This window comes from Enterocloster lavalensis, from assembly GCF_046603895.1.
In the GTDB taxonomy this organism is placed as follows: domain Bacteria; phylum Bacillota; class Clostridia; order Lachnospirales; family Lachnospiraceae; genus Enterocloster; species Enterocloster lavalensis.
The window spans coordinates 1,682,602-1,704,482 of record NZ_CP176637.1 but is presented as its reverse complement, the minus strand read 5'-3'; the positions used below and the strand labels follow the sequence as shown (position 1 = coordinate 1,704,482).

Below are 21,881 nucleotides of genomic sequence, written 5' to 3'. Positions count from 1 at the left end.
CAGGAGGAACGATCATGAGCGGGTGGGAGCAGAAACTGGAACAAAAGGTGGAGGAACAGCGGATTACGCTGGTGGACAGTCAGGATGCGGAGTATGATTTCCTGATTCTGGATGAGTTTTGCTACAACGAACAGCAGTATCTGGCGCTGGCCTCCTGTGATGAAAAGACGGATACAGGCAGCGGAAACGATCCCGGTGAGGCGAATGATATCACCGTGGTGCGGGTGGGGGAGGGCGCCGGACAGCCCATGCTGTTTGCCGTCACGGATGCGGATGAACTTTACGGAGTTGCAAAGCTGGTGGAGGAGCGTTTCGGACATTTGGGCGGCGCGGTGTAAAAAAGCGGCAGGTCCGATTCTCTGAGAGGAGGGGATGAGCTTGAAGAAAACAGGTGCGGTGCTGGCTGCGGCCGGACTGTCATCCCGCATGAAGGCGTTTAAACCCATGCTGCCCTTTGGAGGCACGACCATATCCCGCCATCTGGCAGCTCTGATCAAATCCCTGGGCGTAAATCCGGTGGTGGTTGTGACCGGATACAGAGGGGAGGAGCTGGAAAACCATCTGTCCGCCGAGGGAGTCCGCTTTGTGCGGAATGAGCGGTTTCGGGAGACGGAGATGTTTGAGTCCGTGAAGCTTGGAATCCAATCGGTTCTGGGGGAGTGTGAGCGGGTTCTGATCATGCCGATGGACCTTCCGGCCATCCAGCCGGAAACTTTTGAACAGGTACTAAATACCGAAGGGCGGGCGGTGCGCACATCCTGCGCAGGGGAACCCGGCCATCCGCTTATGGTGGATGCCGCGCTGGCCGCACAGCTGTGCCGTTATGAGGGGGAAGGCGGGCTGAGAGGGGCGATCGAGCATTCGGGAGTGCCGGTGACAGAGGTGGAAGTGGACGATGTGGGCGTGTTCCGGGACGTGGATACCGGGGAGGAATATCAGAAGCTGTTGGTGGAATTACTGAGGCAGGATTCGAAGGCAGGGTGATATGTATGCGGAATTTGTATTTGGTGCGCCACGGAATGGTTGCGTTTCCGGGGGGAGTCAAGCGGTGTATCGGCAGGACGGATCTATTCCTGGACGATACAGGGCGCAGGCAGGCGGAGGCTTTAGGCCGGTATTTTCTGGGCAGACAGGATTTGCAGGTGTTCTGCAGCCCGTTGGCGAGGGCCAGAGAAACCGCTCTCATTCTGTCCCGGGGGCGCTTGCCGGTACAGGTCGTGGACGGCCTGGCTGAGCTGGATATGGGAGAGTGGGAGAATTGTCCCATGTCTGAGCTGAAGAAGGACTTGGAGTCGGAACCGGCAAATGGAGAAGGCAGGGAAAGCGGCCTGAAACGGTTTCGGGAAACCATCGATGGAATTCTGGAAAGCACAGAAGGGGATATCGTCTGCGTGGCCCATGCGGGCGTCAACTGCTGTTATCTGGCGGATCTGCTGGGAAGCCCGCTGAACACGTCCAGAGCCCTGGCGCAGCCCTACGGCTGTTTCAGCCGGATTGAGGTAGATGAGAGCGGAAAGCTGACCGTGGCGGAGCTGGGGCGGATGGCGGTGGCGGCGCCGGACCGGGCGGAATGTGAGCGGATTTTGGAACATTACCGCACGCCGGAGCAGGTGAGAGCCCACTGCAGGCAGGTATGCCGCCAGGCGCTGCTGTTGGGCGGGAGATTGAAGAACGCCGGCTATCAGGTGGATATGGCTCTGGTACAAAGCGCCGCCCTGCTTCATGATGTGGCGCGTGCAAAGGCGGATCACGCGGTTCAGGGGGCACAGTGGATTTTGCGGGAGGGGTATCCGCAGGTGGCGGACATCATTTTACGCCACCACGATCTGGGGAATCCCAGTTCCCATCCCTACGAGACCACCATCGTCTATCTGGCGGATAAGCTGGTCCAGGGGGAGCGGGTGGTGAACCTAGAGGAGCGCTTCCAGCGCAGCCGGAGCCGCTGCCAGGGAGCCGGGCAGCCGGAGGAGGCCCTGAAAGCCCATGAGCGCCGCTACAGGGAAGCGCGGGAGGCCATGGGCAGAGTGCGGGAATGGATTGGAGAGGAAAATATCAGCGGACTGACAGGGTGATGAAAGCCCTGGCGGTCCGCTGTTTTTATTTCTCCTCATCCAACACCCCATCATACTCGTCCTCCGGCATTGGCCGGTAGAACACATACCCCTGGACATAGTCGCAGCCGATCTGTTTCAGGTACTCCACCTGATCCATGGACTCGATGCCCTCGGCCACGGTGCGCATGTTGAATTTCTTCACCAGCTCCACGATGCTCTCCACCAGCGCCATATCCCGGTTGTGGTCCGCACCGTCGGCGAAGAAGAAGCTGTCGATCTTCAAAATGTCCACGGGCAGGTCCTTTAACAGGCTCAGGGAGGAGTAGCCCTTGCCGAAATCGTCGATGGAGCAGGTGGAGCCCGCCTCCTTGAGCTGATGGACCGTGCGCAGCAGCAGCGAAGAGTTGTCAAAGGCGATGGATTCCGTGAACTCCACCTCGATCAGCTCCGCAGGTATATGGTAACGGTCCCGGATGGCCACGTAGTTTTCCACAAAATTCAGGTCGTTGAACTGAAGCCGGGAGACGTTGACGGATACCGGCAGCACCCGCTTTCCTGCGTCCAGCCGGCTTTTGAGCCACCGGCACACGTCCTCGAACACGTACTGGTCCAGCCGGTCGATCATGAATTTCCGCTCAAACACGGGGATGAAGCGGTCCGGCGGGATGACGGTGCCGCCCTGGGAGCGCCAGCGGACCAGGGCTTCCGCGCAGCCGATGCGGCCGGTGCGAAGGTCCACCTTGGGCTGGTAGTAGACGGTAAATTCCCGGTTTTCCAGGGCGGCGGACATCCGGCTCTCGATGTCCTTCTCAGCCCAGAGATGGCGGCGGATGCTCTCGTCGTAATACGCGTAATTGGTATTCTCTCCGGTCTTGACGGTTTTGCGCGCAAAGTTGGCCCGGTCCAGAAAACCGTCGATGTTCAGGGGTTCGCCCACGTCCTCCACGCAGCAGATGCCGCAGCAGGTGGGGAGCAGCTGGCCGTGGTGGGCGCTGTTCATAAACTTGAGAATCTCCCGGTCCGCGGCCATCTGACGGGCCGCCAGCTCTTTGCGGTCCTCATAGCGCAGCAGCAGCACAAAGTTGTCCGCGGATACGCGGCCGCAGATTTCATGCTCCCGCAGGTCCCGGAGGATGATCGCTCCATACCGGGAAAGGAGCTCGTCCCCGTAGTGATAGCCGAAGACGTCATTGACGTATTTGAAATCGGAAAAATCCGTGTAGACGATGGCAAATTTGTCGGGCACGGTATCCAGCAGCCGTTGGGCTTCCTCTTTAAAATAGTCGATCCGATAGACTCCGGTGAGCGTATCACGGCGGGTCAGATCGCTGAGCTTCTCATTTTGAAGCTCCAGCTTCAGCAGGTTTTTGGAATTTGCCCAGAAGATAAAAATCCAGGTGAGGGACATGATTCCCACCATCACCAGGCAGATGGCCAGCAGAAAATGCATCTGCCGCGCCGCGTAGGCATCGGCGGAGAAAACCGTGTTGTTGGCCTGGTCGAAATACGCCTCGCTGAGGGCCAGAAGCCGGTCGCTGTCGCCGGTCCCCTGGCGGTAGTTGGCGATCTCCGTCTTGATCTCTCTCCAGGTCGCTTCCAGTTTGGACAGGTCGCTTAAGTAGGCGGGATCATCGGGGACCGGCAGTCCGTATCTGGCTGTGCCGCCCTGAAGCTCCGCCAGGATGCTGTCCAGATAACCGATCAGGGTGTCGTTGGGTTCGCCGGCCAGCTCCAGCTTCACCAGACGCTGGGTCGCGCCGCGGACAATGCCCACATAGTTGATAAGCCGCCCGTTGGTCTGGGATTGGAGTAATGTGTGGATCGTGAGGCCGCTGAATAGAAACAGCAGCAGGAACAGGGTGATCAGCCCGCTCTTAAAAAAACGCTTCATCAGAATTTGCCTCTCACAGCCGGAGCTGTCTTTCGTAAGAAATTCACCGGATTCAGGACCGGCCGCAGAGTATTACAGAGCTGTCGGTTTCGTTGCTTGTCAGGTATTCAAGTATTTTCATCCGTGATCAGCAGGCGGATCGAGGGGGTCAGGCGCAGCTCCTCAGGCAGCAGCCCGCAGCGCAGCAGGTACCCCTCAGCGGTGGAAAAACGCTGTGCAACCACGGTTTTCAGGGCGTTCACGCAGCCCTCTGTGTCGTTTTCACGAAGATGTTTGACGGTGGACTTCGTGAAACGCAGGATGGACGGGATGGGTTCAGGGCCGTTTACCAGTGAGGCTTTCAGGGGATAACCCCAGAGAAACAGGCCGTAAATATTTTTGTAGACCGTGCGCACCCCGTGCAGCCGGCTGTGGTTGGCCATAAACAGCAGGCACTGCCAAAGCGTCAGATCGGTGTTCCCCGTCTCAATGGCCTCCTCCAGCTGGCTCAGAAGTTTCCGTTTCTCACCGGGAGCGGCGGTGTCCAGCGTGTCCCGCATCACCGCCTCGCAGGAGTAAGCCAACAGCTCAAAGGCCTGGAAAAAATAGGCCAGATTGCGGCGGACGGACGGACTTTTAAGGTCCGGGACCCGGCAGGGTTCTCCGATCCCGAAGATTCGGGTGCCCTTGCCGTTGATGGACTGGGCGGCCCCCAGCTGATTGAGGGTTTTGACGGTGCGGCGCACGGTGCTGACCGAGACGCCGAATTGTTCGGATAGTTTTTCGTAGGACGGGAGATAGGAGTCCTCCCTAAAGCCTCCCACATAGATCTCATGCAACAGGCGGGAGGCCAGGCTGTAGCAGACCTGGGGACGGTCCCGGTAGATCCGCCAGACAAAGGGAATCTGTTCCTCGTCCGCCGACGGCGAAATGCTCCGCGCCAGCTTTTCCAGCGCGTTTCCCACGGAAATCTGCCGGAAGTCCCGGAGCTGTCCGTAGAGACGGCACCAGTCCTTTGCGCGGGCCAGCTCAATGCAGCGCCTCATGCCCTCGTGCATGAGAGGGATGCCGCTTAAATCCTTCTCCCCGCCCTGTTTCAGGAAAAGCAATCCCCAATAGATGGAAGTCTCCCAGTACAGATTCATGGCCAGAGGGTTGTCGATCTGCTGCAGCAGAAAGCAGAAGAACTGGAGCACATCATCGGCGCTGTTTCCGGCCGCCAGCCGGGACAGACCGACCAGAGCCTCGGGACCGGCCTGGTGAAATCCCTCCAGCATAAGCGGCATGATGATCAGCCTGGTGGACTGATAGAGGTCCTCAAAGCCCTGGATACGCCGGGAGAAATAGCGAGTCATGGCCTGTCCGGCCCGCTCCGGGTCCTGCTCAAAAATAACTTTTGTGGATCTGCCGTTGTGCATATCGATATAGCCCTCCGCGCGCAGGCGCTGCAGGGCTATTTTTACGGTCTGGGCGGACACGCAGAATTCCCGGCAGAGATTGTCGATGGAGGGGAGATAATCTCCGCAGTGGTAATAACCGAATTGAATCCGCATAAAAAAGTATTCGTAAATAAGATTCGAATACTGCTGTTCACTCTGCAATCGTGTCTCTCCTTTGTAAACGGTAATCCGATTTCTATTCTAACATTTTGGCGGAGGTTTTTCCATAAGCGATTGTGTTTTTTCCGGAAATGCATTATAATGGCTTAAACAAACTAATATGAACAAGGATGAAAACCGGCACGGTTCCGGCCGGAGCATCCGCGGTTCAGCGGTACCAACGCAAAGTTCGCTCTGTGCGCGGCCGGGATACCTGCGGGTTATGAAGGAAAGCATGCCTTGGCACAGAACGAGTGGGAGGAAATGAGAGAATGACGGAACACAACCATGGGAGCGGATCGGAAAACGGTGTTCTCCAATTCACGCCCGCTGAGTATGAGTACAACACGCTGATGCACCTGCTGGGGGTCAGCGTGAGCAAACATCTGCTGGATGAGCATTTCACGCTGATCTGGGCCAATGAGTTCTATTACGAGCTGATCGGCTGGCCCAAGGACGAGTATGAGGCGGTATTTCACAACCGCCCGGACCTTTACTACCGGGAAGAACCCGAGGAGTGGCAAAAACTCTCGGATACCGTGCTGCAGGCGCTGGCCGCCGGGCAGGAGGGATACCGGCTTCTCTCGCGGATCCGGCGGAAAAACGGCGACTATGTCTGGGTGCAGTTTTCCGCCCGGTTTGCGGATGAGTACATTGACGGCTGCCAGGTGGCCTACTCCGCGCTCACCAACGTGGACGATCTTGTGAAGATGCAGAGGGAGCAGTCGGTTACCTACGAGAGCCTGCCGGGGTTTGTGGCCAAATACCGGATTGAAAAGCTGGACAGCGGGATGGAACTGACCCTGCTGTCGGCCAACCGCCGTTTTATGGAATATTTTGGCGGAAATAACAACCGGGCGGCCGATTCTCTTTACAACCGGAATGTTCAGGAAAATATGGAAATGATCGAGCGCCAGAAGTCCCGGATACGGGCCGGGGAACCGCTGCATTTTACCATGCACGTGAAAAGCAGGGACGGCCAGGCGCTGTGGCTCCAGGTCAACGCCACCTGTGTGGACTGGCAGGAGGGCTGCCCGGTCTATCTGGTGATTTTCATCGATATCACCGATGTGACGGAGCTCCGGGAGATGCAGCGCAAGCTGATCGCCCAGACGGAAGCGTTAAAGGACGCCCTGTCCGTGGCGGAGCAGGCAAACCGGGCGAAATCGGATTTCCTTTCCCGGATGTCCCATGAGATCCGCACGCCCATGAACGCCATTATCGGCATGACCACCATCGCCGCAGCGTACATAGAGGACCGGAAACGGGTGGAGGACTGTCTGGAGAAGATCGGTTACTCGTCCAAGCATCTGATGACGCTGATCAACGATGTGCTGGACATGTCCAAAATCGACGCCGGAAAAATGCAGATTTCCCATGAAACCTTCAGCCTGGAGCGGACCCTGGAGTCCATTACCTCCATGGTCTATCCACAGGCGGCGGACAAGGGGCTGACCTTCACCGTTCCCCCGGTGGACTTAAGCGATACCGTTCTCACCGGCGATGAGCTGAGGCTGAATCAGATACTGATCAATCTGCTGTCCAACGCCGTCAAATTTACGCCGGAGGGCGGTACCATCCGGCTGGAGATCCGCCAACTGTGGCGCAGGCCCGGACGGGTGAGGCTGCGCTTTACCGTCAGCGACACCGGCGTGGGCATGAGCGAGGCGTTTCTGGGCCATATATTCGATCCCTTTGAACAGGAGGACGGCAGGCGGGCCGGCGGCGGAACCGGTCTTGGGATGCCGATTACCCGGAATCTGGTGACGCTGATGGGGGGAACGATTTCTGTAAAGAGCAGGCCGGACCAAGGTTCCACATTCACGGTTGAGCTGGACTTTGACCTGCCGGATCGGGGGAATGCGGCGCCGGAGCAGAAGCTTCACGCCATACAGTCCTTAAAGGTGCTGGTGGCGGACGACGACCGGGACAGCTGTATTCACGCCTCCCTGCTGCTGCAAAACCTGGGAATCGACTCCGATTGGGTGCAGACCGGCCGGGAATGCGTGGAGAAGGTGCGCGCGGCCCACCGGTCCGGGACGGATTACGACGTCTGCCTGGTGGACTGGCGGATGCCGGACATGGACGGCATCGAGGCAACGCGCCGTATGCGGGAGGCGGTGGGGCCGGATACGCTGATTATCATTATCACGGCCTACGACTGGGGCGCGATTGAGCAGAGCGCCCGGGCCGCCGGGGCCAACGCGTTCCTCTCCAAGCCCATTTTCGCCTCCACGCTCTACAACGCCCTGCTGGCGGTGACCGGCATCGAGAAAGCGGTGCTGTGCCCCAACCCTGGAGGCAGTCTCCGGCGTCCGCAGCTGGCGGGCCGTCATGTCCTCTTGGTGGAGGACAATGAGATCAACCGGGAGATCGCAATGGAGCTTCTGAAAATGGTGGAGATCACGGTGGATTACGCCGGGGACGGCCAGGAGGCGGTGGACAAATTTCTGGCGTTTGGGGATAACTATGATTTAATTCTGATGGATGTGCAGATGCCCGTGATGGACGGATACCGGGCCACACAGGCCATCCGGAGATCCGGCCATCCCAGAGCCGGGTCCATTCCCATTATCGCCATGACTGCGGACGCTTTTCACGAGGACGTGGTGCGGGCCACGGAGGCCGGGATGGACGGACATCTGGCCAAACCCATCGATCCCGAGCGGCTCTATCAGACGTTGGCGGAACGATTTGCGGAAGATAAGTGAATACCGGCCCGGGCGGGGGAGCCTTCGCCCGGGCCGTTTTTAGCGCGCGGCGGACTTGAAAATGGGGAAAAGTGAGGCTTGCCATTTGGGCCGGGGTTTGGTATACTGAAACATATTTATTTCTGGTCCGCCGTTCTGGCGGGCGGTTTGTTTCAGTTCGGTGGTCATGTTCGAGAATCTTTTAACCCCCTTAGACAGTGTGATAAAATAGGACCAGAGCAGGGAAGGAGTTTGAAGTTACGGATGGATAAGTATGAGGTATTAAAACACTATTTTGGCTATGACGCGTTCCGTCAGGGCCAGGAGATGCTCATCGACAGCATTCTGGCGGGGAGGGACACGCTGGGGGTCATGCCCACGGGCGCGGGAAAGTCGATCTGCTACCAGGTGCCAGCCCTGATGATGGACGGAATTACCCTGGTGATCTCGCCGCTGATCTCCCTGATGAAAGACCAGGTGGGCGCGCTGAACCAGGCGGGCATCCACGCCGCCTACTTAAACAGCTCCCTGAGCTCTGCCCAGTATTTTAAAGCGCTGGAATTCGCCCGGGCGGGTCGTTATCCCATTATCTACGTGGCTCCGGAGCGCCTTTCCACGGACGCCTTCCTGGATTTCGCCCTCCACGCCAAGATCGCCATGGTGGCGGTGGACGAGGCCCACTGTGTGTCCCAGTGGGGTCAGGATTTCCGGCCAAGCTACTTAAAGATTGTGGAATTCATCGACCGGCTGCCGGTGCGGCCGGTGGTCAGCGCCTTTACGGCTACGGCCACCAAAGAGGTGCGGGACGATATCATCGATATCCTGATGCTGCGGGACCCGGCGGTGGCGTCCACGGGCTTTGACCGGCCCAATCTGTATTTCGGGGTGATGTCGCCCAAGGACAAGTACGCCACGCTGTTAAACTACCTGGAGCGTCACCGGGGGGAGAGCGGCATCATTTACTGCCTGACCCGCAAGAACGTGGAGGAGGTGTGCATGCGTCTGATTAAGGACGGTTTTCCGGCCACCCGCTACCACGCGGGCCTCAGTGACGCCGAGCGCCGGACCAACCAGGACGATTTTATTTACGACCGCAGCCCGGTGATGGTGGCCACCAACGCCTTCGGAATGGGTATCGACAAGTCAAACGTGCGGTTCGTGGTGCATTACAACATGCCAAAGAACATGGAGAGTTATTACCAGGAGGCGGGCCGCGCCGGGCGGGACGGGGAGCCCGCGGAGTGTATTCTGCTCTACGGCGGCCAGGACGTGGTGACCAACCAGACGTTTATCGAGTACAACCAGGACAACCAGGAGCTGGACCCGGTGACCAAGCAGATCGTCATGGAGCGGGACCGGGAGCGTTTGAAGAAAATGACCTTTTACTGCTTCACAAACGAATGCCTGCGGGACTACATTCTGCGGTATTTCGGGGAGTACGGCGGGAATTACTGCGGCAACTGCTCCAACTGTCTGAGTCAGTTTGAGGAGGTGGACGTGACGGAGATCGCCAGGGGGCTGATCGGCTGCGTGGAGAGCAGCCGCCAGCGCTACGGTGTGAACGTGATCATGGACACGGTGCACGGAGCCAACACGGCCAAGATCCGCAACTACCGCATGGACGGGAATCCGTACTACGGGGAGCTGGCCAAGGCGCCGACTTACAAGCTGCGGCAGGTGTTTAACTATTTGTTGTTAAACGGCTATCTCTCCTCCACCAACGACGAGTACGCCATTGTGAAATTGACGGAGAAATCCGGGGAGGTGCTGCGGGGGGAGGAGCAGGTCCTCATGAAGATGGCCAGAGAGCAGGAACACCCGGCTAAGGTGAAAAAGGAGAAGAAGGGCCGTAGAGGCCCGGTGGCCGGAGCGGAGTTCACCCAGGCCGAGGAGACCTTGTTCGAGAAGCTGCGGGCCCTGCGGGCTGAGATCGCCCGGGAGGAGAAGGTGCCGCCCTATATCGTATTCTCGGACAAGACGCTGACCCATATGTGTATTTTAAAGCCCGGGACGAAGGCGGAGATGCTGGAGGTGTCCGGCGTGGGGGCATTTAAGTATGACAAATATGGGGAACGGTTTTTGGAGTGTGTGAAGGCGGAGATAGAAAGGATGGGGGAGCAGAAGGAGACGGGAGCGGGAGCGGCCGCGGACAGAGGTTTTGCGGCGGAGTTGAGCGGCGGAACTGAGAGGCGGACGACCGAGGTACGGCATGGGGAGGAGCGTAAGGAAAGAGGACGGGAGGAAAGCGTCCGGCGGGCTGGGGCCAGCCGGAGCTCCGATTCAGCTGACGGCCGGGGATATGAGGACGGCGGTCTGCCCGACGAATCCTATTATGAGCCGGACGACCTTTACTTTTCCAGCGACAGCGACGAATACGGCGACTGGACTATAGACGACGCCATGGCGGCGTGGGAGAGCGCGGCCGCGGAGCCGGCCAGCCCCGGGCAAGCGGGTGCTGCGCGGCGCGGAGAAGCTGGTGGTGAGACAGGCGCTGCGCGGCGCGGAGAAGCTGCCAATGAGTCAGGAACTGTTGGGCGCGGAGAAGTTGGTGGTGAGACACACGCTTCACGGCGCGAGGCGACGCCCGCCGCCTCCCCGGCCAAGAAGAAAAAGAGCAAATCCGCCAAGGTAGAGTTCGCCATGACCCGGGAGCTGGCGGAGCAGATCCATTTCTCAGAGCGGGCCACCTTAAGCGACTTTGTGGGCCAGATCAACGACCTGCGCGACGAGGACGCCATGAAGCGGCTGACCATCAAATCCGTGGAGGAGAAGCTGAACGCGGACGGTTATTTTGAAGAGCAGTTCCTTGGCGGAATGAAGCGCAAAAAGCTGACCGGGGCCGGGGAGACCTTCGGCATCGTGGCGGAGAAGCGGCTGAGCGAAAAGGGAAACGAGTACGACGTGTTTTATTATACGGAAAAGGCCCAGCGGGGGATTGTGGAGTGGCTGTTGGAGGTGTGAGAGACATGATATCCAAAAAGGGAAAGCGCAGAATGGAATACAATGGCGCGGTTTATTATTGGTTTGTGAGGAAAAACCGCGAGGGCGTTCCAAGAATCCACATCCTGTCGGAAGATAAAAAGGTCAATCTGGAATTCCCTCTGTTTGACTCTGAGGTTTCCACCACCCGGCAGGAGATCGAACGGCTTTTAAAGCGGCATATCCATCCCGATGATCCCGGTTGACTCGGTGGCCCGGCTCCCTAAAGGGCTGTCCGCCCCGCGCCGTAATACCGCTGCACAAACTTCATGAATTGCCGGACGTAGGGCTTTAATATCCGGTGCTTGCTGTAGACAATATAAAAGATGCGCTTGTGGGCAGATTCTTCCAGTGGAAACAGGAGAATCTGCCTTGTCTTTTCCAGGTCCTTCACCGAGCAGGCGGAGACAATGGAGATCCCCAGACCGGAGACGATGGATTTCTTGATGGATTCCAGGTCGTTCATGTACGCCACCACATTCAGGTCCGCCACGCTTGTGCGGTGCTTCTCCAGAAACAGGTCCATTTCCTTTTTGGTGCCGGAACCGCTCTCGCGCATGATAAAGGGTTCCCCCCGGAAATCCTCAAAGGAGGCGGACCGGTCCTTCAGGTTCAGGTAATGTTCGCTGACCGGGGTGGCGATCACCAGGCTGTCCCGGCAGAAGGGGATGAACTCACAGGAATCGCCGTCCATTTTCTGGCCCACCAGGCCGAAGTCCACCAGACCCTGCTCCACCTTTTGAACCGCCTGGGCGCTGTCGGACTGCCAGACATGGAAATGGATGTCCGGCTCCGACCTGGCAAATTCGCTGAGCAGCTCCGGGAGCATGTAGGAGGAGGGAATGGTGGAGGCGCTCAAGTCGATCAGCTTCCGCTGGGCCCCGGTGAATTCCTCCACCAGCTGCCTGCGCATATTCAGCATGTGCACGGCGCACTCGTAGAGTTCAAGCCCCCGCTGGGTGACCGTGAAATTCCGCGTGGTTCGGATAATCAGGCGGGAATGCAGCTCTTTTTCCAGCGCACTCACGTGGGCGCTGACCGTGGGCTGGGTCAGGTAGAGACGGCGGGCTGCCTCGGTAAAACTGTTGTAATCCACCACGGCAACAAATGCCTCCAGCTGCTTGAATTCCATTTTTGTACCCCGTCCATTTCCCATTTGATGGGTACAGTATACCAAAATTTATAGATTTAATCTATAAATGAGTGATAAAATTATCAATAAATGATTGGCAAAACCCGCGATTCCCATGGTAAAATAAGGAAACATTATACGAATAACCGTTGCGGAGATCGGCGCAGAGACGGCCGTAACGCCAAATGAGGTGCAGGGGACAGGTGAAGGCATGTATCAGGTAGGAATCGACGTTGGGTCCAGCGCGGCCAAGGCCGTGGTTATGGAGGGGAAAACTATTCTGAAAAAGGTGTTGCTGAGCACGGGATTTTCCAGCAGGCAGACAGCGGATCAGATTTATGATCTGCTGGCGGAGGCGGGCTTTACAAAGGAAAATGCCCGGTACGTGGCCACCGGCTACGGCCGCGTGTCCGTCCCCTATGCGGATCAGACCGTGACGGAGATCACCTGCCACGCAAAGGGCGCGCAGGTCCTGTTTGGGGGCGACGGGACAGTGATCGATATCGGTGGACAGGACACTAAGGGCATCGCGCTGAAAAATGGCCGCGTGATGAAGTTTATTATGAACGACAAGTGTTCCGCGGGCACAGGGAAATTTCTGGAGGTGATGACGAACCGGCTGGGACTGACGCAGCAGGAGCTCTCAGACCTGGCGTCCAGGGGCAGGCACATTTCCATCAGCTCCATGTGCACGGTATTTGCGGAGTCGGAGGTGATCAGCCTGATCGGCAGGGGAACACCCAGGGAAGATATCGCCTTTGGGGTCATCGAGTCCGTGGTGACAAAGGTCACACAGCTGATCGCGCAGATTCCGGGGGAGACCTATTTTCTCACAGGCGGTCTGTGCGAGGACGAATATCTGATCGGGCGTTTGCGTATTGCATTAAAAAAGCCGGTGATCAGCGCGCCCATGGCCCGATACGCGGGGGCGGTGGGGGCTGCGGTGCTGGCGGGAGAAGAGAGAGGAAACTAAAATGGGATGTAATGAGCTGCCAAAGACATTTGACGAATTTGTAGAGACGAGAAAACAGGGGTTTATGAAGGCCAAGGAGTTCAAGGACAGGGGCGGGAAGCTGGCCGGATGTCTCTGTTCCTACACGCCCCAGGAGCTGTTGGACGCCGCGGGGGTGGCCACCGTGGGGCTGTGCGGCACCAGCAACGAGACGATACCGGACGCGGAGAGGGTACTGCCCAAGAATCTGTGCCCGCTGATCAAGAGTACATACGGCTTCGCCTGTTCGGACAAGTGTCCCTATACCTATTTCTCCGACATCATCATCGGCGAGACCACCTGCGACGGCAAGAAAAAGATGTACGAGCTGTTAAATGAGATCAAGGAGACCTATGTCCTCCACCTGCCCCAGAGCCAGGAACGGGAGTATGCGAAGGATATCTGGTATGAGGAGATAAAGCTGTTCAAGGAAAAGCTGGAGCAGAAGTTCGGCGTTGAGATCACGGAGGAGAACCTGCGCAGGGCGGCCCATACCAGAAACCAACTGCGGCGGGCCCATCTGGAGATGTACCGGCTGCAGGAGAACACCCCTCCGGCCATGAAAGGCACGGAAATGATGATCGCGCTCCAGCAGGGAACCTTCACATTTGACGTAAATGAGCAGTTGGAAAATGTACGGGCTCGGGTGGCTGCGGCAAAGGAGGCTTACGCGGCGGGTACTCGTCCGGTTCCGGCGTCGGCCAGGCGGATTCTGCTCACCGGCTGCCCCACCGGGGGCGTGATCCAGAAGGTGGGCGCGGTGGTGGAGAACAGCGGGGGCGTCATCGTCTGTCTGGACGATTGCAGCGGCGAGCGGACAAACATGATTCTGGTGGACGAGGAAGCCGGGGATATTCTGCGGGCCATCTCGGACCGGTATCTGGCGATCAACTGCTCGGTTATGACGGCAAATGCGGGTCGGCTTGACAATACCAGGGAGATGATTTGTAAATACAAGGTGGACGGCGTCATTGAGGTGGTGCTCCAGGCGTGCCATACGTTTAATGTGGAAGCTTTTCAGATGGGGCGCATGGTCGAGGCGCTTGGGGTTCCTTATATGAAACTGGAGACCGATTATTCCACCGCGGACTGCGGGCAGATTGAGACGCGGGTGGCGGCGTTTATCGAGATGTTGTAGTGGAGTGAGCGAAAATGGACAGGGCCGGATTGTGATTCCTTCATGATCCGGCCCGATTTTTGTGGAGAAGGAGGGCGGTTCGTGGTAGAATACAGACAAAACCGGATTTTATGCCGGAGAACCGCGAAGGAGGGACTGCTGTGTACGATATCACATTAAAAATCAACGCCCGTTTGCAGCCCATTGACCGGGGAGATGAATATGAGGATCCCATCGGGGAGGCCCTGGAGAGCCGGGGGCTGGGCGAGGTGACCGGGGGCGGGACCATGCTGGAAAACACCGGAGAGGTGAAATATTGCGAGGTGGATCTGTCCCTGGAGGACGGCTCGGAGCAGACGATGGAGGCGCTGCTGCAAATACTGGATGAGATTGGGGTTCCAAAGGGGTCTGTGCTCCAATGGGAAGGTCATAAACAGCCGGTGGGGCGGCTGGAAGGGATGGGCTTTTACGCCAACGGCACGGAGCTTCCCCTGGAAGTATACCAAAACTGCGATATCAACGTGGTGATCCGGGAGATGGAATCTCTCATGGAGGGAGTGGGAAGATTCTACAGTTACTGGGAGGGCCCGGAGGACACGGCCCTGTACTTTTATGGGACGTCCTTTGAGGAGATGAGGGGGCGTATTGAAAAATTTGTGGAGGAATATCCGCTTTGCCATAAATCACGCATTATCCGCATCGCATAGTGACTGGGGAAGGCCCGCAGAGCGGCGGCAGGTGGAAGAAAATGGAAATAAAAATGTACGGCAGAATATTGACCGGAGGGGGACGTTTCTATACCTATCTGGGGCCGCTGTTTGCGGCGATTGGACAGCGGCAGGAGCAGTACAACTGGTTGATCACGGATTTTGAGGGCGGATTTCCTCTGGAAGAGCGTGTCCGGCTGAACCGCCGGAACCTGCGGGAGCGGTACGCCTGGATCGACGGCGGGACCCTTACGCGCCTGGCCGGGCAGGGGAATGCGCAGTGGAGCTGGGGCGTTTTTTCCGGTTTTGACCGGTCGGTGACGTTGAAACAGGCGTTGGAATATGACCTGCCCTGGGCGGACGGCAACCCGGGATTCTGGAAAAATCCCGTCTCGGTCCAGCACCCCCTGGCGCAGATGGAGATCGTGGCCTGGGACAATGCCAGCACCATTCTGATCAGCCGGGATCAGAAGGCGGTGTGCGAATTTGCGGCGGCGTTTCCGGACAGTATGGATTTGGAGCGGTATAACGAGGCGGAGGCTGCACCGGATCAGTCGGCGGCTTATGAGGCGTGGCTTCGCAGGAATGAGGAGCGGTAGCGGGCGGGGGAGGCAGCGGGGTAGATTAGGTGGAGGTCCGGTGCAGATAGGGGCTAGGGCAGGTAGCAGCCAGGGGAATATAGTGATCTGTTGAAGGAGGCGGTCCGGGGCGGGAGGCGATTCGGTGCAGGAAATGGTCCGGCGCGGGAGGCGGCCTGGGTCAGGCGGTGATTTGGTGCAGGAACTGATCCGGGCCAGGCCGCGTTTTGTTGCGGGAGGTGTTCCGGGCCAGGCCGCGTTTTGTTGCGGGAGGTGTTCCGGGCCAGGCCGCGTTTTGTTGCAGGAGGTGTTCCGGGCCAGGCCGCGATCCGTTGCAAGCAGCAGTCCAGTCCATCCCCCCGTAAAAAGCCTTGACCCTTACGCAACGTCATAGCTTATAGTGGAGTCATCAAAAAACGGGAGGCGATTTTAATGAAAACGGTAAAAGAAGTCTCAGAGCTGACCGGCGTCAGCCCACGCGCGCTCCACTGGTATGACCGGATCGGGCTATTAAAGCCAACGGCGCACAGCGAGGCGGGCTACCGGCTCTACGATGACGAGGCGCTGGAAAAGCTGCGGCAGATTCTGTATTTCCGGGAGTTCGGCATGCCCCTTGGCGAGATACGGGCAGTTCTGGAAAGCCCGGAATATGACCGGAAGGCGGCGCTGCGGCAGCAGAAGCGCCTTTTGGAGCTCAAGAAAATGCGTCTGGAACGCCTGATAACCAGTATCGACGCGATTCTCGCCGGGGACGACAAGCTGGATTTCACGGTATTCGATCAGTCGGAGATCGAGGGCATTTTACAGAATATGATTTCGGAGCTGGACGATCAGCAGCGCGACAGGCTGACAAATCGGTACGGAAGCCTGGAGGCGTTCCGGGAAATGGGGATCAGGAACTTTGAGAAGCCGGAGAGCCGCCGCTTTTTGCAGAAGCTGGTGGAGTGGTACGGAAGCAAGGAGCGGGCGCTGGCGCGGATGTACAAGGCGCCGGACCCGAACGTTTTGATGGAGAACGCCCGGCGGATTCTGAATATGTACGAAAAACTCAACTGTCTGCGCCTGCAAAATTGTCCCCCCGGCGGAGGGCCGGCCCAGCAGGCCATGAAAGAGCTGGAGGCGGTGCTGTTAGACACCTCCGGGATGGAACAGGTGAAGCCGCTTCTGCTGGAGGAGGCGGACGGCCTGCTTGCAGGCGGCGAGGCGGTGCAGAGGATGGATGAGAAGTATGGGCAGGGCTGGAGCGAATTTTACGTGCAGGCGGTGATGGCATATTGTAAATGACAAATCCGGGGAAATGTTCCGCTGTAATTTCCCGGAATCCCGGCCAGTGTTTGTGTTCTCCCCAATATTTAGGATAAAATGGAATGTAAAGGCGGAATTTACCCGTAAAAATTCCGCTGTCGTGTAATTAAGATGGAGGCGGTTATGCAGCAGGACATACTGGAACTTTTTTCACCCGCAACGGCGGAGTGGTTTACAAATACATTCGGAGAGCCAACGGATGTGCAGAAGGCGGCCTGGCCCGCCATCGCGGCCGGGAAACCGGCTCTGGTCAGCGCGCCAACGGGAACCGGAAAGACCCTGTCCGCATTCCTGATTTTTATCGACCGGTTGAATGCCCTGGCCCGGGCGGGGGAGCTTAAAGAGGAGCTGTATCTGATCTACATTTCCCCCCTCAAATCCCTGGCCGGGGATATCCGGGAGAACCTGCGGCGGCCGCTCCTCGGCATCCCGCGGGAGGAGGGGCAGGAGGAGATTCAGGTGGGAATCCGCACCGGGGACACGCCCCAGAAGGACCGTCAGAGGATGATCAAGCATCCGCCCCACATCCTGATCACCACCCCGGAGTCCCTGTTTCTCATGCTGACCTCCAAAAATGGACGGTCCGTTCTGAAAACGGCCCGGGCGCTGATCATCGACGAGCTCCACGCCCTCATCGACACCAAGCGGGGAGCGCACCTGATGCTCTCCGTGGCCAGGCTAGACCGGCTCTGTGGCAGAAACCTACAGCGCATCGGCCTGTCCGCCACCATTGAGCCCCTGGAGCTGGCAGCCGCGTACCTGTCCCCGGAGCCGGTACAGATTTGTGCCCCGGCCATGAAAAAACAGGTCAGGATTCAGGTCATCGGCACCGCGCCCGCGGTGGGGCGGAGAAAGGACCCGGTCTGGGAAGAACTGGGAATGGCGGTGTACCGGCAATGTCTGGAATGCCGGAGCGTGATCGCATTTTCCGAGGGACGCCGCTATGCGGAAAAGCTGGCATATTATGTAAATCTGCTGGGCGGAGACGGCTTCGCCCGGGTCCACCACGGCAGCCTTTCCAAGGAACAGCGGGCGGTGGCGGAGCAGGACCTGCGGGAAGGACGGCTCCGGCTGCTGTGCGCCACCTCCTCCATGGAGCTGGGCATCGACGTGGGCGATGTGGAGCGGGTGCTGCAGGTGGGCTGCCCCAGAACCATTTCCAGCACCATGCAGCGGCTGGGCCGGGCCGGGCACAATCCGGGGCGGGTCAGCGAAATGCTCATGTATCCGCGCACCGCCTCGGAGGCCGTATACTGCGGCATGACCGCCCAGGTGGCCAGGCTGGGGGGCGTGGAACAGGCCCGGCCGCCCAGGATGTGCCTGGACGTGCTGGCCCAGCACCTGGTGTCCATGGCCTCGGGGGAGGGATACAGCGTGGGGGACGTGCTGGAAATCCTTAAGCGGGCCTACTCCTTCCGGGACGTGACCGCGGAGGACGTGCGGCAGACTCTGGAAATGCTGGCCGGGGATTATGAGCACGACCGGGAAATCCCCGTGCGCCCCCGGGTACTGTACGACCGGATTCACGGTCTGGTGGCCGGGGACAACTACAGCCGCATGCTGGCCACGGCGGCGGGCGGAACCATACCGGACAAGGGACTTTACGTGGCAAAAACTGAGGATGGGGTCACCCTGGGAGAGCTGGACGAGGAATTCGTCTACGAGTCCCAGATCGGGGACAAGTTCATGCTGGGCTCCTTCGGATGGCGGATTGTGCGCCAGGACAAGGACTCTGTGATCGTCACCCAGGCCCCCGCGGAGGGGGCCAGACTGCCCTTCTGGAAGGGGGAGACCAAGGGGCGTTCCCTGCGAACCAGCCTGGCATTTGGAAAGATTTTGCGGGAGCTGGAACGCGCGGAGTCGGAGGGGAAGCTGCCGGAACAGCTTGGGGCCCTGGGATTGGACGAGGCCGCCACGGAGCACGCCGCCGGGTTTATCAGGCGGCAGATTCAGGCTACGGGCGGCCTGCCGGACGACAGGACCATTATCGTGGAGCATTTTAGGGACAGCACGGGCAGCCACCAGGTGATGGTCCACGCCCTGTTTGGGCGGCGGGTCAACGCGCCCCTGTCGCTTCTGGTCCAGCGGGCCGCCGTAACCATGACGGGGATGGAAGCGGGCTGTGTGGACGAGGAGGAAGGCTTTCTTCTGTACCCTTATGGAAAGGAACAGCTGCCCGAGGGTTTGCTGTATCAGATCGACCCGGAGCGCGTGCGCCCGGTATTGGAGGCGCTTCTGCCGGAAACGCCTCTGTTTGCCATGAGCTTCCGCTACAACGCGGCCAGGGCCCTGATGATGGGAATGCGCCATGCGGGCCGTCAGCCCCTGTGGATGCAGCGGCTGCGGAGCGCGGAGATGCTCAGCTCCCTGATCGAAACGCCGGACCACCCCCTGATCCGGGAGACGAAGCGGGAATGCCTGGAGGACCAGTGGGACATCGACAGCGTGATTCAGATATTAAACGATATCCGCGCCGGCTTGATCACGGTGCGCGAAATCCACGTGGATATCCCCTCGCCCATGTCCCTGCCCTTCCAGTGGCAGGTGGAGACGGCGGAAATGTACGAGTATTCCCCCACCACCTCCAAAATACGCCGCGCCGTCAGCGAGGAGCTGAAACGGGCGGAGCTGGTGAAGCCGCCCGCCGAGGAGTTATCCAAAAAATGGGAGCGCCGGAAGCTGCCGGAAAATGAGGAGCAGCTCCACGCCCTGCTGATGATGGAGGGAGATTTGGCTGCCGGTGAGCTGGAGGTGCCCGCCGAGTGGCTGGATAATTTGGCCAGGCGCGGTCTGGCCTGTTACCTGGAACCGGGAATCTGGGTGGCGGCGGAGCAGAGGGAAGAGTATGAGATGGCTTTGGGGGCGGGGAGGAATGAAGGGGAGATAGAGGCGCCGGACTTGGCTGGGATGAAGAGGGAAGACGTGGCGGAAGCGCGCGGGACAGCACTGGGTTTGGCTGGGATGAGCGGAGGCGATGAGGGGAAAGCGCGTGAGACAGCACTGGGTTCGGCTGGGATGAACGGAGGCGATGAGGGGAAAACGTGCGGGACAGTGTTGGACTCGTCTGGGATAAACAGGGGAGATGCGGCGAAGGAATGCGGGCATACGCAGACTTCCCCGGAGGAGCAGGCTGTGCGCCACATCGTGCGTCGGCTGCTTTACTACCGGGGCGGGCAGACCGCCGGGGCGGTTCAGGAGCGGTATTTCCTGGCCGACGGAGTTTCCGAGCGGATATTGAACGCGCTCTGCGCCTCCGGGGACGTGGTGGAGGACGGGGGCGTTTACTACCACGGAAAACTTTATGAGCGGGCCCGGGAGGGATACATCCGCAGCCTGCGTACCCAGACCGCCACCCAGCCGCCGGAGCATTTCGCCGCCCTGGCTGCCCTCAGGGCAGTTGCGGCCGGGCTGCCCGAGGAGCAGCTGAAGCAGACCGTGGCCCGGTACTGTGGCCGGATGTTCCCTGTAAAATACTGGGAAAGTGTCCTGTTTCCCAAGCGGATCAGGCGCTACAGCGGAGCCATGCTGGACAAGCTGTTGGCGGAAGGGGATTATTTCTGGCGGATGACGCCGGAGGGGAATCTCTGTTTTTGCCGGTATGAGGACATTGACTGGGACGCGCCGCTGCCAAAGGGCGCGGAGAGCCTGGAGGGCGACGAGCTTCTTATGTACCGGGAATTGGCGCGCCGGGGAGCCAGCTTCTTAAAATTCCTCACCGGGGTGCCAAAGGAGGACAGCGCCCAGGAAGTTCTGCTGCGCCTGGCGGAAAAAGGGCTGGTCTGCGCAGACAGCTTCGTGCCGGTGCGCCAGTGGCAGAACCGTGAAAAAGTGAAAAAAGCCACGGCCAGGCAGCGGGTAAACGCCCGGGTCATGGCCCTGTCCGCCGGCCGCTGGGACGTGGTACGGCCGGTGAAGCAGTGGAGCGAGGAAGCGTGGCTCGAAGCATTTTTCACGGAAAATGGACTGCTGTGCCGGGAGACGTTCCGAAAGTCTTTGGCGGAGGTGAACGGTTCGCCGTATCTGGCGGGTGGCGCTGAGCGCGGGGGGAGTGGAGAATGTCAGGAGAAAGGGGAGCGGCCGGCTCAAATGCCGGATCACATGCTGTATCAAACCGCGGAGCCCTTCAGCTGGAAACGCGCTCTGGAGCTGCTGCGAATCTGGGAGTACACCGGGCGAATCCGCCGGGGATATTTTGTGGCCGGTCTGTCGGGCGCCCAGTTCATCCGCCGGGAAGAGTACGACGGCATAACCGCCGCCCTGAAGGACCCTGCAAAACAAATCCTGTGGCTGAACGGCACCGACCCGGCAGTTCAGTGGGGCAAGGCCCTGGAAATGCCCGCGGAGCAGGGATTCCTGGCGGTTCCCGGAACCGCTGTGGCGCTGAACACAGGCCGCCTGGCCGCGGTGATGGAGCGCCAGGGGAAAATCCTGCGGGTATACGAGCCGGACTGCCTGGAAGAAGTACTGACTGAATTTGTGCGGGATTACCGGCAGAACGCGCTGTTCGCGGAACAGAGGCGGATCACGGTGAAGGAGTATCCCCGCGAGGCGGGGGAGACGCTGCGGAGGGCGGGATTCATGCAGGAGATGGGGGATTTTGTGTTGTATCGGTAAATGTGAGAGGAAATGCTGCCGGCCTGGAACGTTTTGTGTTCCGGGCCGGTTGTTTTTGTGAGGGGCGGGAGTGGAAATGAGGGAGGCGGCGGGAAGAGGATCAGGGCTGTTTGGGAATTGGGAATTAATCTTGGCTGCCTCGTGTACTAGCCGGTAGTGGGGCTGTGTGATAAAATGAGGGAAACGGAAAAATGTTGTGAGAGAATTTGAAAGTAGGGCCTGAGGCATTTTACATGACCGATATAA

At 59.1% G+C, this 21,881-nt stretch carries 15 protein-coding genes; 12 read left to right on the top strand and 3 right to left on the bottom strand.

Annotation, left to right across the window (positions count from 1 at the left end; genetic code table 11):
* Window positions 1-14: 14 nt before the first annotated feature.
* Genes ACK2JC_RS07425 through ACK2JC_RS07415 form a run of 3 tightly spaced genes read left to right on the top strand, consistent with a single transcriptional unit; the run spans window position 15 to window position 2,072 of the window.
* Window positions 15-338, top strand: coding sequence for a DUF1292 domain-containing protein (locus ACK2JC_RS07425; protein WP_166434394.1), 324 nt, complete (start codon window positions 15-17; stop codon window positions 336-338).
* Between the two features lie 40 nt (window positions 339-378).
* Window positions 379-984: an NTP transferase domain-containing protein gene (locus tag ACK2JC_RS07420; protein WP_107434561.1), complete on the top strand. Its 606-nt coding sequence runs from the start codon at window positions 379-381 to the stop codon at window positions 982-984.
* Window positions 985-989: 5 nt separating this feature from the next.
* Window positions 990-2,072: a histidine phosphatase family protein gene (locus ACK2JC_RS07415; RefSeq protein WP_320937406.1), complete on the top strand. Its 1,083-nt coding sequence runs from the start codon at window positions 990-992 to the stop codon at window positions 2,070-2,072.
* 25 nt (window positions 2,073-2,097) lie between these two features.
* Here the strand turns inward: ACK2JC_RS07415 and ACK2JC_RS07410 are convergent, their stop codons facing one another.
* On the bottom strand, window positions 2,098-3,945 hold the full coding sequence (locus tag ACK2JC_RS07410) for a putative bifunctional diguanylate cyclase/phosphodiesterase (RefSeq protein ID WP_411338467.1): 1,848 nt from the start codon (window positions 3,943-3,945) through the stop codon (window positions 2,098-2,100).
* A 107-nt stretch (window positions 3,946-4,052) separates the two neighbouring features.
* Window positions 4,053-5,525: a GntR family transcriptional regulator gene (locus ACK2JC_RS07405; RefSeq protein ID WP_320937408.1), complete on the bottom strand. Its 1,473-nt coding sequence runs from the start codon at window positions 5,523-5,525 to the stop codon at window positions 4,053-4,055.
* A 269-nt stretch (window positions 5,526-5,794) separates the two neighbouring features.
* Here ACK2JC_RS07405 and ACK2JC_RS07400 point away from each other — a divergent pair, with 269 nt between their 5' ends.
* The 3 genes from ACK2JC_RS07400 (at window position 5,795) to ACK2JC_RS07390 (ending at window position 11,397) form a co-directional block, all read left to right on the top strand.
* Complete coding sequence (locus ACK2JC_RS07400) at window positions 5,795-8,233, top strand: response regulator (protein ID WP_320937409.1); 2,439 nt, start codon at window positions 5,795-5,797, stop codon at window positions 8,231-8,233.
* Window positions 8,234-8,476: 243 nt separating this feature from the next.
* Window positions 8,477-11,173 carry a DNA helicase RecQ gene (recQ, locus tag ACK2JC_RS07395; protein ID WP_320937410.1) on the top strand — a complete coding sequence of 899 codons (2,697 nt, stop codon included), beginning with the start codon at window positions 8,477-8,479 and terminating at the stop codon, window positions 11,171-11,173.
* A gap of 5 nt (window positions 11,174-11,178) precedes the next feature.
* A complete protein-coding gene (locus ACK2JC_RS07390) occupies window positions 11,179-11,397 on the top strand; it encodes a hypothetical protein (protein WP_320937411.1) in 219 nt (72 codons plus the stop codon).
* Between the two features lie 17 nt (window positions 11,398-11,414).
* Here the strand turns inward: ACK2JC_RS07390 and ACK2JC_RS07385 are convergent, their stop codons facing one another.
* Window positions 11,415-12,323, bottom strand: coding sequence for a selenium metabolism-associated LysR family transcriptional regulator (locus ACK2JC_RS07385; protein ID WP_320937412.1), 909 nt, complete (start codon window positions 12,321-12,323; stop codon window positions 11,415-11,417).
* A gap of 211 nt (window positions 12,324-12,534) precedes the next feature.
* Between ACK2JC_RS07385 and ACK2JC_RS07380 the strand changes: the two genes are divergently transcribed.
* The 6 genes from ACK2JC_RS07380 to ACK2JC_RS07355 all read left to right on the top strand — a co-directional run bounded on the left by ACK2JC_RS07380 (window position 12,535) and on the right by ACK2JC_RS07355 (window position 21,635).
* Window positions 12,535-13,296, top strand: a complete 762-nt coding sequence (locus ACK2JC_RS07380; RefSeq protein ID WP_320937413.1) for an acyl-CoA dehydratase activase — start codon at window positions 12,535-12,537, stop codon at window positions 13,294-13,296.
* Between the two features lies 1 nt (window position 13,297).
* Window positions 13,298-14,452 carry a double-cubane-cluster-containing anaerobic reductase gene (locus ACK2JC_RS07375; protein WP_276952650.1) on the top strand — a complete coding sequence of 385 codons (1,155 nt, stop codon included), beginning with the start codon at window positions 13,298-13,300 and terminating at the stop codon, window positions 14,450-14,452.
* Window positions 14,453-14,592: 140 nt separating this feature from the next.
* A complete protein-coding gene (locus ACK2JC_RS07370) occupies window positions 14,593-15,138 on the top strand; it encodes a hypothetical protein (protein WP_320937414.1) in 546 nt (181 codons plus the stop codon).
* Between the two features lie 41 nt (window positions 15,139-15,179).
* The gene (locus tag ACK2JC_RS07365) at window positions 15,180-15,737 is read left to right on the top strand and encodes a hypothetical protein (RefSeq protein WP_276855972.1); all 558 of its coding nucleotides are present in this window, start codon (window positions 15,180-15,182) and stop codon (window positions 15,735-15,737) included.
* Between the two features lie 411 nt (window positions 15,738-16,148).
* Complete coding sequence (locus tag ACK2JC_RS07360; RefSeq protein WP_320937415.1) at window positions 16,149-17,000, top strand: MerR family transcriptional regulator; 852 nt, start codon at window positions 16,149-16,151, stop codon at window positions 16,998-17,000.
* A gap of 144 nt (window positions 17,001-17,144) precedes the next feature.
* Window positions 17,145-21,635 carry a DEAD/DEAH box helicase gene (locus ACK2JC_RS07355; RefSeq protein ID WP_368272378.1) on the top strand — a complete coding sequence of 1,497 codons (4,491 nt, stop codon included), beginning with the start codon at window positions 17,145-17,147 and terminating at the stop codon, window positions 21,633-21,635.
* Window positions 21,636-21,881 lie beyond the last annotated feature (246 nt).